General features: G+C 41.6%; 14 protein-coding genes. 10 read left to right on the forward strand and 4 right to left on the reverse strand.

The features are described from left to right. Positions 1-396: 396 nt before the first annotated feature. From pheT to rny, 4 genes are all read left to right on the forward strand, one after another. Positions 397-2,793 carry a phenylalanine--tRNA ligase subunit beta gene (gene pheT / locus AAW12_RS22065; RefSeq protein WP_046676371.1) on the forward strand — a complete coding sequence of 799 codons (2,397 nt, stop codon included), beginning with the start codon at positions 397-399 and terminating at the stop codon, positions 2,791-2,793. 40 nt (positions 2,794-2,833) lie between these two features. Next, complete coding sequence (locus AAW12_RS22070) at positions 2,834-3,139, forward strand: hypothetical protein (RefSeq protein ID WP_046675830.1); 306 nt, start codon at positions 2,834-2,836, stop codon at positions 3,137-3,139. A gap of 54 nt (positions 3,140-3,193) precedes the next feature. Further along, complete coding sequence (locus AAW12_RS22075; protein ID WP_046675831.1) at positions 3,194-3,484, forward strand: cell division protein ZapA; 291 nt, start codon at positions 3,194-3,196, stop codon at positions 3,482-3,484. A gap of 351 nt (positions 3,485-3,835) precedes the next feature. Then, positions 3,836-5,389 (forward strand): ribonuclease Y, encoded by a 1,554-nt coding sequence (gene rny, locus AAW12_RS22080; RefSeq protein WP_046675832.1) that lies wholly within the window; start codon positions 3,836-3,838, stop codon positions 5,387-5,389. Positions 5,390-5,656: 267 nt separating this feature from the next. Here rny and AAW12_RS22085 read toward each other — a convergent pair whose 3' ends face one another. Then, a complete protein-coding gene (locus AAW12_RS22085; RefSeq protein ID WP_046675833.1) occupies positions 5,657-6,307 on the reverse strand; it encodes an HAD-IA family hydrolase in 651 nt (216 codons plus the stop codon). Positions 6,308-6,448: 141 nt separating this feature from the next. Between AAW12_RS22085 and AAW12_RS22090 the strand changes: the two genes are divergently transcribed. Further along, positions 6,449-6,976: an Mpo1-like protein gene (locus AAW12_RS22090; protein ID WP_046675834.1), complete on the forward strand. Its 528-nt coding sequence runs from the start codon at positions 6,449-6,451 to the stop codon at positions 6,974-6,976. Positions 6,977-7,139: 163 nt separating this feature from the next. Here AAW12_RS22090 and AAW12_RS22095 read toward each other — a convergent pair whose 3' ends face one another. Both AAW12_RS22095 and AAW12_RS22100 read right to left on the reverse strand, forming a co-directional pair. Beyond that, positions 7,140-8,465: an ABC transporter permease gene (locus AAW12_RS22095; RefSeq protein ID WP_046675835.1), complete on the reverse strand. Its 1,326-nt coding sequence runs from the start codon at positions 8,463-8,465 to the stop codon at positions 7,140-7,142. Beyond that, positions 8,458-9,393, reverse strand: coding sequence for an ABC transporter ATP-binding protein (locus AAW12_RS22100; protein ID WP_046675836.1), 936 nt, complete (start codon positions 9,391-9,393; stop codon positions 8,458-8,460). Before AAW12_RS22100 ends, AAW12_RS22095 begins: the two co-directional genes overlap by 8 nt. 576 nt (positions 9,394-9,969) lie before the next feature. On the opposite strand from AAW12_RS22100, the gene yihA reads away from it, so the two are divergent. The 3 genes from yihA to AAW12_RS22115 all read left to right on the forward strand — a co-directional run bounded on the left by yihA (position 9,970) and on the right by AAW12_RS22115 (position 13,228). Further along, on the forward strand, positions 9,970-10,599 hold the full coding sequence (gene yihA, locus AAW12_RS22105; RefSeq protein WP_046676372.1) for a ribosome biogenesis GTP-binding protein YihA/YsxC: 630 nt from the start codon (positions 9,970-9,972) through the stop codon (positions 10,597-10,599). Positions 10,600-10,616: 17 nt separating this feature from the next. Further along, positions 10,617-11,471, forward strand: coding sequence for a UbiA-like polyprenyltransferase (locus tag AAW12_RS22110; RefSeq protein WP_046675837.1), 855 nt, complete (start codon positions 10,617-10,619; stop codon positions 11,469-11,471). An 80-nt stretch (positions 11,472-11,551) separates the two neighbouring features. Further along, on the forward strand, positions 11,552-13,228 hold the full coding sequence (locus AAW12_RS22115) for a PNGase F N-terminal domain-containing protein (RefSeq protein WP_046675838.1): 1,677 nt from the start codon (positions 11,552-11,554) through the stop codon (positions 13,226-13,228). 78 nt (positions 13,229-13,306) lie between these two features. Here AAW12_RS22115 and AAW12_RS22120 read toward each other — a convergent pair whose 3' ends face one another. Further along, a complete protein-coding gene (locus AAW12_RS22120) occupies positions 13,307-13,765 on the reverse strand; it encodes an Lrp/AsnC family transcriptional regulator (protein ID WP_046675839.1) in 459 nt (152 codons plus the stop codon). 160 nt (positions 13,766-13,925) lie between these two features. Between AAW12_RS22120 and AAW12_RS22125 the strand changes: the two genes are divergently transcribed. Both AAW12_RS22125 and AAW12_RS22130 read left to right on the forward strand, forming a co-directional pair. After that, positions 13,926-14,993 (forward strand): PLP-dependent cysteine synthase family protein, encoded by a 1,068-nt coding sequence (locus AAW12_RS22125; RefSeq protein ID WP_046675840.1) that lies wholly within the window; start codon positions 13,926-13,928, stop codon positions 14,991-14,993. A gap of 99 nt (positions 14,994-15,092) precedes the next feature. Beyond that, positions 15,093-16,775: a protein-disulfide reductase DsbD family protein gene (locus tag AAW12_RS22130; RefSeq protein ID WP_046675841.1), complete on the forward strand. Its 1,683-nt coding sequence runs from the start codon at positions 15,093-15,095 to the stop codon at positions 16,773-16,775. Positions 16,776-16,792: the final 17 nt, after the last annotated feature.

Here is a 16,792-nt window from a genome sequence, read left to right on the forward strand (position 1 = left end):
CTGCTTCCAGTTTTAATCTAATCAAACGCTATTTCAAAATACCGAAGAATAGCTTTATAATTGTCCTGAGCTGAGCTCCCTTAATCTTGTGTGTAGCCCCCTTTAATTGGCTCTTATTCGCTTAGTGTTCGCCCCTGAGTCTGAACATGGTCGATATTCGTGCGTCTCCCCACAGGCATGCCACAGCCTTCCAACCGTCTTTAGCTCGGAGATAACAGGGAGGCACGTCGTATTTATGCCGCTAGCATGTCGAAGCTGATACGACGCTATCCCGAAGCTGTCTCGTACGAAACAGCACGATTTCACGACAATTTACCGAAGACACCGATGATCGGCAAATTGACGTTGGATATAAACTCAAATTTATCTAAGTTTGTGCATCAAATCAGATTCGAGATGAATATTTCATATAATTGGTTAAAACAACACGTTAATATAGATTCGACACCGGAGGAACTATCGCTGATCTTAACAAATACAGGATTGGAAGTAGAAGCTTTGGACGTCGTGCAGAGTATCCCAGGTGGATTGGATGGTTTGGTTGTTGGTGAAGTGAAAACTTGTGAACAGCATCCTAATGCCGATAAATTAAGAGTAACCACTGTTGATGTCGGTGGACCGGAGTTATTGCACATTGTATGTGGTGCACCAAACTGTCGTACAGGATTGAAAGCCATTGTTGCTACAGTAGGTACTACTTGCCATCCGCTTACCGGAGAGCCTTTTAAAATTACCAAATCTAAAATTCGTGGTGAAGTTTCCGAAGGTATGTTATGTGGAGAAGATGAAATCGGTTTGGGTACATCTCATGCCGGTATCGTTGAATTACCAGCTGACGTTGCTGTGGGGACCTTAGTGAAAGATCATTTCAATATCCAGGATGATTACCGTTATGAAATTGGCTTAACACCAAACCGTGCAGATGCTGCTTCGCATTTAGGTGTTGCAAGAGATATTGCGGCACATTTCCGTACACACGTGTTAAAGGCAGATGTTTCTGCATTTAAGGCTGCTGAGGCGGAGGGGACGACAGTGGTCGTTTCAGACGCACAGGCAAGCCCACGTTATAGTGGTATCAATATCACCGGTGTTCGCGTTGGCGAATCTCCCGATTGGTTAAAAGAGAAATTAAATGTTATCGGTGTTCGTCCGATCAATAATATTGTCGATGTTACCAATTACATATTACACGATTTAGGTCAGCCACTGCATGCTTTTGATGCAGATAAAATTGCGGGAAATAAAGTCATTGTTCGTTTGGCGACTGAGGGTGAAAAATTTGTTACGCTGGATGGTGTGGAGCGTACCTTGTCTGCAGAGGACTTGGTGATTGCTGATACTGAAAAACCGATGTGTATTGCGGGTGTTTTCGGTGGAGCACATTCGGGTGTATCAGCCGAAACGACCAATGTATTTTTGGAATCGGCCTATTTCAATGCTGTTTCTGTACGGAAGACCTCCAAAAGACATGGCTTAAAAACAGATGCTTCTTTCCGTTTCGAGCGTGGTACCGATCCGAATATTACGGTTGAAGCCTTGAAGCGCGCAGCTTTATTGATTCAGGAAATTGCAGGTGGAACGATTTCATCGACGCTAAAAGATGACTATCCCGTGGTGATTAACCCGTTTTCATTTCACGTGAGCTATGCGAATGTGGTTCGTTTGATCGGTCAGGCGATCCCAAATGAAGAAATTAAATCCATTATTGTCGCTCTTGGCATTGAAGTCGCTTCAGAAACTGAAACAGGACTTGATGTGTTGGTGCCTGCATACCGCGTTGATGTCACACGCGAGGTAGACGTTGTGGAAGAAGTGTTGCGGATTTACGGTTATAACAATATTGAGTTGAAGTCACAAATTAAGGCCTCTTTAAATACGGTTGAAAAGCCAGACAAGGAAGTTGTCTTAAATCAATTGGCTGATCTGCTCATCGCCAATGGGTTTCGTGAGATTCTGTCCAACTCTCTTACGAAGCTGGATTATGCGGATGATAGCGAAACGGCGGTCAAATTGTATAATCCATTGAGCTCGGATTTGGACACAATGCGTCAAAATATGGTTTTTTCTGTTTTGAGTGCGATTGAATATAACCAAAAACGAAGAAACTTTGACCTGAAGTTCTTCGAATTCGGTAAGACGTATGCGCTGGATGGCGAAGGCTATAAAGAAACGCAGCATCTGGCTTTTGCCATGGCAGGTAAAAATGAAGCTGAGCAATGGAACAGCAAAAAAGACGCCGTTAATTTCTATAACCTTAAAGCGGCTGTAGATACGCTTATCAAACGTTTGAAAATTGAAGGAATTCAGATACAAGATGCTACAAGTACACATTTCGCCTATGGTTTGAATTATATGAAAGGGCAGAAATGTTTAGTTTCGTTTGGTGCAATTGCAAACGCAGATTTGAAAAAAGCAGATGTTGAAGGTCAGGTTTTCTTTGCTGATTTTGACTGGGATGTTTTGATGAAAATTATTCGTAAGAATAGCATTCAATACAAAGAAGTTTCCAAATTCCCGGCTGTGCGCAGAGATTTGTCGCTCTTAATCGATGAAAATGTGAGCTTCGATAAGCTACAATTTGTTGCTCAAAAGACCGAACGCAAGCTTTTGAAGGAGGTAAATGTGTTTGATGTGTATAAAGGTGATAAAATTCCGGAAGGGAAAAAGTCTTATGCTCTGAGCTTTATCTTGCAGGATGAAGAAAAAACACTTACGGATAAGCAAATTGATGCGATAGTTCAAAAATTAATTGTTAATTTTGAGAAGGAACTAGGCGCGGAAGTGCGTGGTTAATGAGAGATACAACATTAATTGGTAATATTCAATTTATACTATGGCAACATTGTCTTCACAAATGAATCTGATCGTTGAGAAAACGAAAAATTTAATTCAATTGTGCGAAGTCTTGCAAGAAGAAAATGATTTGCTTAAATTAGAGGTACAATCCTTAAAAGTGGCTTTCGATGCGAGCAACGATAAGAGCAAGCAGTTGGAAGAGAAGGTCAAAGCGTTGGCAGTTGCCCGTACGTTAGATTCTGAAACGGATAAGGAAGCAATTAATGAAAAAATACTTGACACAAAACAAAAAATTAACGATTTTGTGCGGGAAATAGACAAATGTATTAGTTTGTTGAAATAGTTGGGAGAAGTGTTATCGGATTCAAACTAATACAACGTTAAAAAGCTCAAAGAAATGGGAGAGATTTCCATAAAAATAAATATCGCAGATCGTGTTTATCCCCTTCGGGTGGAGAGCGCGGAAGAAGAAGTAATTCGACATGCTGCGAAATTGATAAATGAAAAAGTAAAGGAATTGCAGGAAAACTATACTGTGAGAGATAAGCAGGATTTGTTGTCCATGTGTGTATTGCAATTTGCGACGCGTATGCTTAATGCAGAGCGGCAGTCCCAAAACCACGAAGTGGGCTTGGAAAATTCAGTACAGGAACTTGATCAGTTGTTGACGGATTTCTTTAAAAAATAAATTTACGTTCTTTATATTTAGAGCTTAAACGACGAATTTGCCGCAATTAAATTCGGGTTGTCACTATTTTAAACTTAACGCTTCAATATTACAGGCGCAAAAAGATATAGGCCATTTTGCGAAAGCCATCTGGGTCACAATCTAAGCCTAATTATGTAATCACGAAGTTTAATAATACATGAGACCTGTTTAAATTTAATTGCGGTTTTTTTTTGTCATGAAAGTCGTACGAGCTTCGTAAGCTCGCTACTTCGTTGTTACATACCGAAGTAGGGGAAAGGCCGATTGATGATTTTACCGGAATTTGAATATAATTAATAAAAACAAACATAATAATACAATTATACATACATGGACATCGCAATTTATAGCATAATTTCTCTGATTGTTGGTGTTGTTATAGGTCGTTATCTATTGGTTTTGTTGTTTAAAAAACAAGAACAGGAAGCCAAGGATAAGGTAAATAGCATACTGAAAGATGCAGAGCAGGAAGGGGAACACATTAAAAAGAAACGCCTGTTAGAGGCCAAAGAAAAGTTCCTTCAATTAAAATCTGAACATGAAAAGGAAGTCAATCAACGTAACAATACCATCAACCAGAAGGAAAATACGTTAAGACAAAAAGAGCAGTCAATTAACCAAAAATTGGAAAACATCAACCGCGACAAGCAGGAGGTGGATGCCAAGAAAAAGCAATTGGATAAATTGGTTGAACTGAATGAAAAGAAATCTGAAGAAGTAGAAACGCTCAAATTACAACAGATTAAACAATTGGAAAGCATCGCTGGCGTAACAGCCGACGAAGCAAAAAATCAATTGGTGGATTCGTTGCGTGAAGAAGCCCGCTCACAAGCCATGATTCAAATCAAAGATATTGTGGATGAAGCAAAATTGACTGCGACTAAAGAGGCGAAAAAGGTTGTTATACAGACAATCCAACGTACTGCTACGGAATCTGCGATCGAAAATACCGTTTCAATTTTCAATATTGAAAATGATGAAATTAAAGGGCGTATTATTGGTCGTGAAGGTCGTAATATTCGTGCTTTGGAAGCTGCAACAGGCGTAGAGATCATCGTCGATGATACACCTGAAGCAATTATCCTATCCGGTTTCGATCCTGTACGTCGGGAAATCGCACGTTTAGCTTTACACCGTTTGGTAACCGATGGTCGTATCCACCCTGCACGTATTGAGGAAGTTGTTGCAAAAACGCGGACGCAAATTGAGGATGAAATTGTTGAAATCGGTGAACGTACAGCGATCGATTTGGGGATCCATGGTTTGCACCCCGAGTTGATTCGTATGGTAGGGCGTATGCGTTACCGTTCATCTTACGGACAGAATCTTTTACAGCACTCGCGTGAGGTTGCTAATTTTGCAGCGACAATGGCAGCAGAACTGGGCCTGAATGTTAAACATGCGAAACGTGCTGGATTACTACACGATATTGGTAAAGTGCCTGATGATAATCCAGAGTTGCCACACGCTATTTTAGGTATGCAACTTGCAGAGAAATACAAGGAACATCCTGATGTATGTAACGCAATTGGTGCTCACCATGATGAGATCGAAATGACGGCTTTAATATCTCCGGTTGTTCAAGCCTGTGACGCGATTTCTGGTGCACGCCCGGGCGCACGCCGTGAGGTTGTAGAAAGTTATATCAAGCGCTTAAAAGAGCTGGAAGACTTGGCTTTATCGTATCCTGGGGTTGAGAAGACCTTCGCGATACAAGCTGGTCGTGAACTACGTGTCATCGTGGAGAGTGAGAAGGTCTCTGATGCGCAGTCGGAAATACTCGCTGCTGATATCTCTAACCGTATCCAAACGGAAATGACGTATCCAGGGCAAATTAAAGTAACTGTGATCCGTGAGACAAGATCGGTGTCTTACGCAAAATAGATCCAAGGATCCATCTTAAAAAAGCTCCAATCATTTCGATTGGAGCTTTTTTTATGGAATTCTACAGCTTTCCCCTAACAGGATGATTTCAGCTATTCAAGGTGTTTGGGGTTGACTTGTGTCTTGCCTGGTGAATGGACTTGAATTGGTGTCAATAGACTGTATTGGAATTGATCTGAATAGACCAGACTTGAATAGACTAGACTTGAATCAAGTTGACCTAAATGGACTCAACCTAAATTGTCTTTAATTTAGGATCCCTATTTTTTAATTGAAAAATTCAATCAGATCAGGCACTGTCTGGATGAGATAGGTCGGTGACTCCTGTTTGAGTTCAGCTTGGCTACCATAGCCATACAATACACCAACAGCATCCATGGCTGTTTCCCTTGCGCCAATCAGATCATGTTTGCGATCGCCGATCATGAGGCAGTCCTGTGGATTTGTTAGTTTGCCCTTTTCCATGACATATTGGATGACGCTGGTTTTGGTCGGTCTGGAATCGTCTAACGCGCTTCCGCCGGCAAAATCAAAATAGGTATTTATGGCAAAGTGCTGTAATATTTTGTGGGCAAATATTTCGGGTTTGGATGTGGCAAGATAAATCTTGTAACCTCCTATTTTTAAATGCTCCAAAAGCTCCGGTATGCGATCAAACAAGATGTTCTCATACAGCCCTATGGCTGAAAAGCGCTCCCGATATTTTTCTACACAGGCAATTGCTTCGCTTTCCCCAAATCCAAAGGTATGTATGAAAGAATCTTTAAGGGGCGGACCGATCAAGGGTTTGAGGCTATTCAGATCGGCTGTATGGATGCCTTTTGATTCCAAGGCATAGGCAATACATTTTGTAATCCCTTCTGCAGGGTCGGTCAGGGTTCCGTCCAGATCGAATAAGATATGTTTGTAAGACTTCATGCTGCAATATTACGGAATAGAATAGGAGTAAGCGAGTTTGTTTGCCCTGAAAGCAGATAATGACCTACGGCAGACCAAAAAATAGGGAATATTATCATTTTTAAGACCTAAGGCATGCTCAATATTTGTTAAATTTGCCGAATGAAACAAAAGAAGAAAGTTCAAGAAGTCGAACCTTTACGCCCCGTGGATAAGTATTTTGCGGAGCTGGATGCTAATTTTCAGGATCCGACCAACCGCCTGATTCAGGCCATCTTTTTACCATTATTGTTTTTTGGTATCATGGGCTGCATCTGGATGATTCCATTTCCACAGTTCGAATTCTTGGTCAAACTCAATTGGCATACCTTTTTGAATTGGGGCTCTTTCTTCATCGCTATTGTTATTTATTATTATTTAAAGCTGTCTGCAACCTTGTCCTATGCGATATTATTCTCGATCGGGGGTATGAGTTTCTTTATCGTGCAACTGGAGTACGCACAGAAGAACGGTGGCCCGGCTGTCATCTGGGTATGTTTGGGAATCGCATTGCTATCTATTGTCGCGCTGTTTATCGGTAAGGGAAAGGAAAAGAAAAAAATCACAGGACAACAGTTTCTACAGTTTTTACTTGTCGGACCGATATGGCTGTGGCATTTTGTCTTTAAAAAATTGAAATTAAGATATTAATTGAGCTGTCTTTAGGAGTGATCATACTGCATCTGATCGTAGCCTAATCGCGCGCTTAAAAGTACAGGGCCAAATTGCTTGCAATTTGGCCCCTTTCTTTTAGTTGAGCGCTGACACTGTTCGGGAATATTCGATCGTTATGCACAGTAGGTTCAGTATAAAACTAACTTTTGTAATTGAACCATTTGATGATTTCTTTGAGATTTGCTTTTTTTCCATAGATCAAAATCCCGACGCGGTAGATACGTGCAGCGACCCAGGTTACCAATAAGAAGGTCAGTATGAGCAAGGTCAACGAGGTCAGTATCTGCCATAGGGGTACACCAAAAGGTATACGAACGAGCATGGCGATCGGTGAGGTGAATGGAATAAAGCTCAACCATGTTGCTATCGGTCCATTGGGATCATTGATAATGACGCCGAACGAGAGAATATAGGTCAATAGCAAGGGCATGGTAATGGGCATGGAAAACTGATTGGCCTCTGTTTCGTTGTCGACAGCTGAGCCTGCAGCGGCGAAAATAGCACTATACAACAGGTATCCGGCAATAAAAAACAGAAAGAAGAAAATGATGACCTCTGTGAAATTAAAGCTTTGGATCGACGTAAGGATCGAAGCAGAATCATTCTGGGCCATAGCTTTTGATACGGTACTCATGTTGCCCGCTCCAGGTTGGCTAGCGGCAACTTCCTGCATATCCTGCGGATTGACAAACAGTAGCGTTGCTGTGATAAATAAGCCCCCGGTAAGCACAAGCCACATCACAAATTGGGTCAGGCCAACCATCCCGATTCCAACAATTTTACCCATCATGAGCTGAAAGGGCTTGACCGAGGAAATAATAACTTCGATGATACGATTGCTCTTTTCTTCGATAATACCACGCATTACCTGGGCACCATAAAGAAACAGGGATAGATAGACTAAGATAGCCAAAGCGACACCAAGGCCCATTGCAATGGCCGTGTTGCTGTTCTTTTCTTCGCCGTCGGCTGTTATTTCTTTTGCATCGATGCTGACTTTCGGCTTAATGGACTGGATAATCTGCAGGTCAATTCCCTTGGCTTTATATTCCTTTTCACGGATGATCTCTTCCAGCTGTCCGCTAATGATCTCCTGTATAACAAAGCTGGTCTTGCCACTGGTAATGAGTTCGGCTCTTTGGCTTGTTAAAATATCTTTTGGAATATAAAGGATCGACTGTTTTCCTTCACTTTGGGTCAGCTGCGCTTTTTGTGCCTGGAGATCCAGTTTACTGATTGTATAACTTACATTTTTATTGCTTTGCAGTTTTCCCGCAAAGTCGCCTTGTTCATCTAAAATAAAGACTTCGGTGTGTGAATCTTTAAAGCTCTTTTTTGTCAGATAAAACATGCCCGCATACAATGCAAAAAAGAACAATGGCACGGCAAAAGTCATGACAATAAAAGATTTTTTCTTGACACGGGATAGGTATTCCCGTTGAATGATAAGTAGTATTTTATGCATGATCTTGAGATAGGGGTGAGACTTGTGTAACTTTTTGAATGAAAATATCCGCCATGGAGGGAACGATTTCGATCAATTGGTTGAGCTGTATTTCGGGTAAGAAACGCATTAAGACATTGTTGATATGAATATTGTTATTTAGCTGAATTGTAGTATTGTATGTTTTTTCGTGCTTTGTCGACGTGATGACCTTAAATAGGCTATCTTCGGATAGAAGAAAATTATCTTCGTTGGCTGTATATTCCAATCGATAGGTTTGATTTCGGTATTCTTTTTTAATCGCCTGTACGGAACCATCGAGGATTTTCTTGGATCGGTTGATGAGGGCAATATTATCGCAAAGCTCTTCCACAGTCTCCATGCGGTGTGTGGAGAATATAATGGTTGCCCCCTCTTGATTCAATCGGAGAATCTGTTCTTTTATGATATTGGCATTGACGGGATCAAATCCCGAAAAGGGTTCATCCAAGATAATCAATTGCGGTTGGTGGATGACCGTGGCGACAAATTGGACTTTTTGCTGCATACCTTTACTGAGATCTTCAATTTTTTTGTCCAACCAGGATGTGATGTCCAGGCGCTGGCACCAATCGTGGATGCGTGCTAGGGCTTCTCGCTTGGAAAGTCCTTTAAGTTGCGCCAAATACAACATTTGATCGCCGATTTTCATTTTTTTGTACAGACCTCGCTCTTCAGGTAAATAGCCGATTTGTGCAATATGCTGCGGACCCAGCGCTTCCCCATTAAACAAAATCTCACCGGAATCGGGTGCGGTAATTTGGTTAATAATACGGATCAGGGACGTTTTTCCGGCCCCGTTTGGTCCCAATAGTCCGAAAATTTTACCCTTTGGGATTTGAATGGATACGTCGTCCAATGCACGGTGATTGGCGTAATCTTTGGTGACATGATTGATTTCGAGTAACATCTATTTTAAGGTTTAATTAATTCGTTCTTTGAGTTCGTCAAAAGCATTCCTTTTTCCCCAAAGACTGACGTTTATTTAAGTGATTAGTATCTTGAGCAGCTGAATTGTTACAGCAGTTCCGAAAAATTCCTTGTTGGGTGATGCTTGCATTTTAACTACTGGACTTCTTATTACAAGCTGAATTTCATTTCTGACATGCAGGATCTCTCAGTCACAAGTTGTATTTCTTTTATGGCATACTGTATTCTTTTAGGACTTCCTCGAACCTCTCATTACAAGACATATTTCTTTTATGACATGCTATATTCCTTTATGATATCCTGGATCTCTTAGTTACAAGTTGTATTTCTTTTATGACATACTGACTTCTTTTATTTGGCTAATAATACGTATTCCCCGATTGCATATTGCAGCTTCGGAAAGCGCTTAGTCGTTTGATGAATCGTTTGAAGTGAAAGTTAAAAATAATTAGGGACATTTTATGATCCCGCCAATAAAATGGGGGACGGAGCTTTTTTATGGAATAGAAGCGGTACAAATCTTGTCAAAGGGATTCATTTAACGTACCTTTGTTCCATGGAAGTGAAAAAAGCCGAATTCGTGTGTAGTAACACGAGAGTTGACAAATTACCTGCACCCAATTTGCCGGAGTATGCGTTTATCGGACGTTCGAATGTCGGTAAATCATCGTTGATCAATGCAATGACCAACAAGAAAGGACTTGCCAAGACCTCCCAAAAGCCTGGTAAGACTCAGTTGATCAATCATTTTATCATCGACGATACCTGGTATCTGGTGGATTTGCCCGGTTATGGTTTTGCCAAAGCCTCTAAAACAAGTCGCACGGAATGGGAGAAGTTTATCCGTAGGTATCTTACCCATCGGGACAATTTGCAGTGCGTTTTTGTGTTGGTAGATAGCCGTCATGAACCACAGAAGATAGACTTGGATTTTTGCTATTGGTTGGGTGAATGCGGTTTACCCTTTATGTTGGTTTTCACCAAGGCCGATAAGCAATCGACGGTCAAATCCGATGTGAACATTGCAAAATTTAAAAAATCATTGCTTCAGTGGTTTGAAGAGGTGCCGCCGATTTTCCTAACGTCAGCGGAAAAGAAAATGGGTCATGAGCCTATTTTAGAAGCCATTGATGAAGTTAATGGCCGATTTGTTCGCCCTGAACCCGAAGGAAACGAACAGTTTTAGCTAGATCTTAAGTTCAGATGAAAAAATACTTGTCCTTAGTTTTATTTGCCCATAGTGTATTTGCATTACCATTTGCCTTCATCGGTTTCTTTTTGGCATTGCACACAACGGACTACACCTTTTCGTGGAAATTATTGGTTTTGATGCTCGTGTGTATGGTAACGGCCCGTAATGCCGCTATGGCATTCAATCGTTATTTGGATCGCGATATTGATGCCATTAATCCGCGAACGGCCATGCGTGATATTCCTGCCGGAAAAATTTCTGCTAAAAATGCATTGATTTTTACGTTAGTAAATTGCCTGATTTTTATAGCAGCGACATGTTTTATCAATTCTCTTTGCTTTATGTTGTCGCCCATTGCACTTTTTGTTGTGCTTTTTTACTCCTATACGAAGCGCATAACACCTTTATGCCATTTAGTGTTGGGAGCAGGGCTAGGATTGGCTCCAATAGGTGCATATATGGTTATTACAGGACAGTTTGCGACTGTTCCGGTACTTTATGGCTTCGCAGTGTTGACCTGGGTGAGCGGCTTCGATATTATTTACGCGTTGCAGGATGAAGCATTTGATCGGGCCAATCAGCTGAATTCTATACCCGTTTGGTTGGGAACGAAGGGAGCCATGCGCGTTTCGGAAGGTCTGCACGTGTTTTCTTTTATATTTATTTTAATACCAGCATTTTTGATGCCTGTCGGTTGGATTTATTATTTAGGTGTGGCCTTTTACGGTGCATTGCTAATTTACCAGCATACCCTGTTTTCATCGACTAATTTAAGTCGGGTCAATCGTGACTTTATGACAACCAATGGTTATGCCTCGGTGATTTTTGCGGTATTCTACCTCTTGGATATCTGGTTGATTAAATAAACGTTTTAGCATAAAATAAGAAAGGCTTTAGGATTTCCTAAAGCCTTTCTTATTTTTGCATCTAAACCAATACACATGCTATGAAGAAAAGTATTCTTTTTACCTCTATTTTATGTTTGTCATTGTCGTCGCAGGCGCAAAAGCTGTCGAGTTATGTCATTCAATATAACCAAAGTTTCAATGGAAATACAGCTGCCAATCAAAATACCATTCTCGTCTATGCCAATGAAAAGGAGACTTTTGTCAGTTCAGCGAAGGAAATGCAGGGACAGTTGGCGCCGCCATACGAACGGGTTGTGGTGGAGCGTGCCGGAGGTAATGCCTTACTTAAAATTGCTAAACTCAAAGACGGGTCAATCATTCTAACCAAAGATTCGCTCGCGCTTTCGAAGCAAAAATTTAACACGACAAATGAGACTAAAACAATCTTGGGCTATCCCTGCAAAAAAGTGGAGACCAGCATCAATTCCAATAAAATAGAAGTTTGGTATACCGATAAATTAGGGGTAAAAGGTGCACCCACCGAACTTGGTCAGGACCTTGGTCTGGTACTCGAGGTGATCCGCAACGGGAATACACGGACTTTTGCCACCAAAGTAGAAAAGGTAAAGACGATACCGGAGCAACTGCGGCTGAAAGGAAATGAAAAATTGTACGATGAACTCTCGTATAAAGATCTGATCTGGAAGAATCGTTTTATCCAAATACCTGTTTTTCGGAAGGAGCGCATACGTTTTGCGGATGATGTAAAGTCGGATTCTATTTTGCGTTTTGCCAATGGGACTGTTTTGGTAAAAAAGGTGAAGATCCCAAAAATAAAGACTAGCGATAATGTATTTGTGCAGTTGGTCGAACAATCGAAGGGTGATGCCTATGACCGTACGGGATCAGTTTTTATCATCCCGACCAACAAGGCGCAAAGCTTTTTGGATGGCATGAAAAATGGTATGGGTACCCTGCCTACGTATGAAAATGGAAATGGTAAAGCTTATCAAGGCGTTGTAAAAACAGCATCTTTTGAGCCCATTGTTGAATTGATGCGTTTCTTTACACCTTTTGGTGTTAAGCAGTTTAACTATCTTCAGTTAAAGGATAAGGTTTGGCAAGATTCGGTACTGTACCGTCAGGACGTAACGGAATTGGCTGGTATGTTGAGCGAGCAGGAAGTTTATGTAGGGGCCTTCATCGGCAATTATGATAAAAACGGACATGAGGTGAGTGTGGAGTTGACGGTGCATCCGGGTTTTGATGCCGAGTCAAAGGGCAGCCTGAAAAAGACGATGTCTTTATTTACCACAACCAACGTGATGGAAATGGGCGGCCAGGAGTATGGATCTATGTTTGATAAGGAGAAAGGTCTTACTGTTTCGTTTCATTTGGACCAGGACGCTAAAAACGTGCAATTACGCTACATTACCACAGGGCATGGAGGCTGGGGGAACGGAGATGAGTTTGTGCCGAAGGAAAACCGCATTTTCCTAGACAATTCGTTACGCTTTAAATACACGCCTTGGCGTAATGATTGTGGCTCGTACCGTTTGTCAAACCCAGCTTCAGGCAATTTTGCCACAGGTCTGTCTTCATCCGATCTGAGCCGCTCCAATTGGTGCCCGGGTACAGTAACACCACCAATCTACATTGATCTGGGGGATTTAAAAGCCGGCGACCATACAATGCAGGTGCAGATTCCACAGGGAGCTCCTGAAGGAACGAGTTTTAGTAGTTGGAATGTGACAGGAACCTTGTTGTTCGATTAGATGTTTTTTCAGCGCTGTCATGTGCTATAGAGCACGGTGACACATGACAGCGCTTTTCTTTCGTTTTTAATACGACCTTTAAAGGGGATAAGCCGTCTCACTTTTCGTTTCCGATAATACAAAGTAGGTCTGTACGGTATTTACTTGCGGTAATACAGCCAGTCGATGCCGCAGAAAAATATGATAAGCATCCATATCTTTGGTTGCAATACGTAACATAAAGTCATAAGAACCCGCCATTTGGTAGCATTCCATCACCTCGGGAAATTTAGCCACCTCTTTTTCGAATTCATTCAACACTTCAAAAGTATGCGCCTTGAGAAAGACCTGGGAAAAGGAAATTAACCCAATGCCTATTTTGTGGCGGTCCAAAATCGCCACCGTTTTTTTGATGTAACCCAGCCGCTTCAGCTTTCTAACGCGCTCATGAACAGCAGCAATAGACTTGTTGAGCTCAAAAGATAGTGCTTTATTGCTCATGGAGGCGTCTTGCTGTAGGAGGCGTAATAATTTTACATCTATTTCATCCAATTCCATAATCTGAATATTTTCGGTACGGCTGTAAAAATACGCTATTGTTCTGAATTATTTATTGGTTTTTATGTCTTTTAATTTAATTTTTATTGAAATTATAGTGATGTGTTGAATATTATCTTGTCAATGGTCAATTTTGCAACAGAATAATCATTTATAAGAAATGGCTGAACAAGAATTATTAAGTGCGTGTTTGTCGCCTGCATTGGACAAGAGATTCAAACATCTGTGGAGATTGGTCGGAAATACACCGATGTTGGAGCTACAGTATACTTACAAAGGTAAACCCGGACGAATTTTCGTGAAATGTGAGAACTACAACCTGACCGGTAGCATCAAGGATAGGATGGCGCTTTATATTTTATACAAAGCGTATATGAATTGTCAGATCCGGCCGAGTGATGTTGTTATTGAAGCCACAAGTGGAAACACAGGGATTGCTTTTTCAGCAATTGGTAAAGCACTTGGTCATCAGGTAAAGATTATTATGCCCAATTGGTTGAGTAAGGAACGTACCGATATTATCCGTAGTATGGGTGCGGATATTCAGTTGATAAGCAAAGAAGAAGGTGGTTTTTTAGGTAGTATCCGTTTAAGTGAAGAGCTTGCTGCGAAGGGCGGTGTTTTTCTTCCACGGCAATTCGAGAATCAATATAATGCCGAAGCGCATGAGAAAACCACCGGTTATGAGATTGTCAAGCAACTGGAAGAACAGGGCTTAGTTGCTGATGCTTTTGTTGCTGGTGTGGGAACTGGTGGTACGGTCATGGGTGTGGGTAGAAGCTTAAGAAAGGTAAACCCAAATGTCCGTGTACATCCCCTGGAACCGGCAGAAAGTCCAACTTTAACTACAGGGCATAAGGTAGGTTCACACCGTATTCAGGGAATATCTGATGAATTTATTCCTGCCATTGTGGATTTGGATGAACTCGATACGGTCGTATGTGCCAACGATGGCGACTCCATTATCATGGCGCAGAAGCTATCTCGCCAATTGGGATTGGCTGTTGGAATCTCTTCGGGAGCAAATGTAATCGGAGCGATTAAATTACAGCAGGAGCTAGGCGATGAAGCGGTCGTGGTGACCCTACTTTGTGATGATAACAAAAAATACCTAAGTACGGATTTGGTGAAAGAGGAGCCGGTAAAAGAAGGATATCTTTCTACAGACGTTGATTTCTCAGGTTTTCAGCCGATCTGCAGGTTGCCAAATCCGGTATTTGGTGCTTAAAAAGATTTAGTTTCATATGTTTATAGTTAACTCGGGGAGTCTCTAGCTCCTCGGGTTTCATTTATTCAAAAACCAATTTATACCTAAGAATAACACAACATGAAAGTCAATTTTAAATTATTAATCCTTTTGTTGTTGCTGGTTGCGCCTGGGGCAATGTTTGCCCAAGCGGATACAACAGCAAACAAGTTGGAGGAGCTTGAGTTTACGGATGGTACGATAAGTCCCGATTCACTGTCTTTTGAGGAGTCCCCAGATACCGCTACGGTCAAGGCCGATTCCGCCAGGATGAAATCAGTAGCTGGGACAATCGTAGACAAAGCTGGGGCAGAGGGCAAAAAATCGCTGTGGAGTATCTTTATTGCGGGCCTTTTAGGTGGTTTTGCAGCATTGTTGATGCCTTGTATTTTTCCGATGTTACCGCTGACGGTGAGTTATTTTACCAAACAGGCGGGGAGTCGTGCCAGCGGTATTAGTAAAGCCCTGTTATATGGATTATTTATTATTGTGATTTATGTGGCTTTGGGAATGATTATCACGGTCGCATTCGGATCTGATGCACTCAATGCACTTTCGACCAACGGTATCTTCAACTTCATTTTCTTTTTGTTGTTGGTTGGCTTTGCGGCTTCTTTTTTTGGCGCTTTTGAAATTACCTTACCAAGCTCCTTTGTCAATAAAATGGACGCCAAATCGGATAAAGGTGGGTTAGTTGGCTTGTTCTTTATGGCTTTCAGCTTGTCCTTGGTTTCATTTTCTTGTACGGGACCGATTATTGGAACGCTGTTGGTTGAGGCAGCTTCGAAAGGGGAGCGATTGGGGCCAGCAGTTGGGATGCTGGGATTCTCCATTGCCCTGGCCATTCCTTTTGGTTTGTTTGCGATGTTTCCTTCGATGCTTAAATCCTTACCGAAATCTGGCGGTTGGCTGAATAGTGTAAAAGTCGTGTTAGGCTTTTTGGAACTCGCTTTAGCATTGAAATTTTTATCCAATGTCGACCTAGCTTACCACTGGAACTTGTTGGATAGAGAGGTGTTCTTATCGCTATGGATTGCTATTTTTGCTTTGATGGGGCTATACCTGATTGGTAAGATCAAGTTCTCCCATGACAGTGAGCTGAAATTCCTGTCTGTTCCTCGAACTATTTTGGCCATCGTTGTTTTTTCTTTTGTGGTCTATATGGTGCCGGGCTTATGGGGAGCACCGTTAAAATCGATTTCGGCTTTTTTACCACCATCGGCAACACAAGACTTTGATCTTTCTTCTGGTGTAAGTGCTGGTACTGTGGCTTCAGATGGAAAGGTGAAAAAATATGCTGAAATTTTTCATGAAAGAGGCACGCCAAAGGGATTCGACCCTTATTATGATTACGACCAGGCCTTAGCTACGGCTAAAGAATTAAACAAGCCTGTTTTAATTGATTTTACGGGCTGGAATTGTGTCAATTGTCGTAAAATGGAAGCGAATGTCTGGACGGACAAAGCTGTGGCAAAATTATTAAAAGAAGAATTTGTGATGGCCGAACTTTTTGTGGATGATAAAACAGAGCTGGCTGCAAACGAACAATTTGTTTCAAAGTATAGTGGCAAAAAGATCAATACCATCGGCAAGAAAAACAGCGATTTTCAAGCGGCTACATTCGATAGCAATTCGCAGCCGCTGTACGTTATTGTCGATCCGACGGGCAAAAAACTGGTGCCCCAGAGTGGTGCCAACTACAATGTAGAAGAGTATAAGGCATTCCTACAAAGTGGTGTGGATGCATTTAAACATAAAAACTAACCACCGTCATATGCTAA

Source organism: Sphingobacterium sp. Ag1, assembly GCF_000988325.1.
Classification (GTDB): domain Bacteria; phylum Bacteroidota; class Bacteroidia; order Sphingobacteriales; family Sphingobacteriaceae; genus Sphingobacterium.

Excerpts from the sequence above, each read along its gene's own strand:
- AAW12_RS22070 (WP_046675830.1), top strand. The coding sequence starts at position 2,834 with ATGGCAACATTGTCTTCACAAATGAATCTGATCGTTGAGAAAACGAAA.
- AAW12_RS22100 (WP_046675836.1), bottom strand. The coding sequence starts at position 9,393 with ATGTTACTCGAAATCAATCATGTCACCAAAGATTACGCCAATCACCGT.
- yihA (WP_046676372.1), top strand. The coding sequence starts at position 9,970 with ATGGAAGTGAAAAAAGCCGAATTCGTGTGTAGTAACACGAGAGTTGAC.
- AAW12_RS22130 (WP_046675841.1), top strand. The coding sequence starts at position 15,093 with ATGAAAGTCAATTTTAAATTATTAATCCTTTTGTTGTTGCTGGTTGCG.
- AAW12_RS22095 (WP_046675835.1), bottom strand. The coding sequence starts at position 8,465 with ATGCATAAAATACTACTTATCATTCAACGGGAATACCTATCCCGTGTC.
- AAW12_RS22085 (WP_046675833.1), bottom strand. The coding sequence starts at position 6,307 with ATGAAGTCTTACAAACATATCTTATTCGATCTGGACGGAACCCTGACC.
- AAW12_RS22110 (WP_046675837.1), top strand. The coding sequence starts at position 10,617 with ATGAAAAAATACTTGTCCTTAGTTTTATTTGCCCATAGTGTATTTGCA.
- AAW12_RS22125 (WP_046675840.1), top strand. The coding sequence starts at position 13,926 with ATGGCTGAACAAGAATTATTAAGTGCGTGTTTGTCGCCTGCATTGGAC.
- AAW12_RS22075 (WP_046675831.1), top strand. The coding sequence starts at position 3,194 with ATGGGAGAGATTTCCATAAAAATAAATATCGCAGATCGTGTTTATCCC.
- pheT (WP_046676371.1), top strand. The coding sequence starts at position 397 with ATGAATATTTCATATAATTGGTTAAAACAACACGTTAATATAGATTCG.
- AAW12_RS22090 (WP_046675834.1), top strand. The coding sequence starts at position 6,449 with ATGAAACAAAAGAAGAAAGTTCAAGAAGTCGAACCTTTACGCCCCGTG.
- AAW12_RS22115 (WP_046675838.1), top strand. The coding sequence starts at position 11,552 with ATGAAGAAAAGTATTCTTTTTACCTCTATTTTATGTTTGTCATTGTCG.
- rny (WP_046675832.1), top strand. The coding sequence starts at position 3,836 with ATGGACATCGCAATTTATAGCATAATTTCTCTGATTGTTGGTGTTGTT.
- AAW12_RS22120 (WP_046675839.1), bottom strand. The coding sequence starts at position 13,765 with ATGGAATTGGATGAAATAGATGTAAAATTATTACGCCTCCTACAGCAA.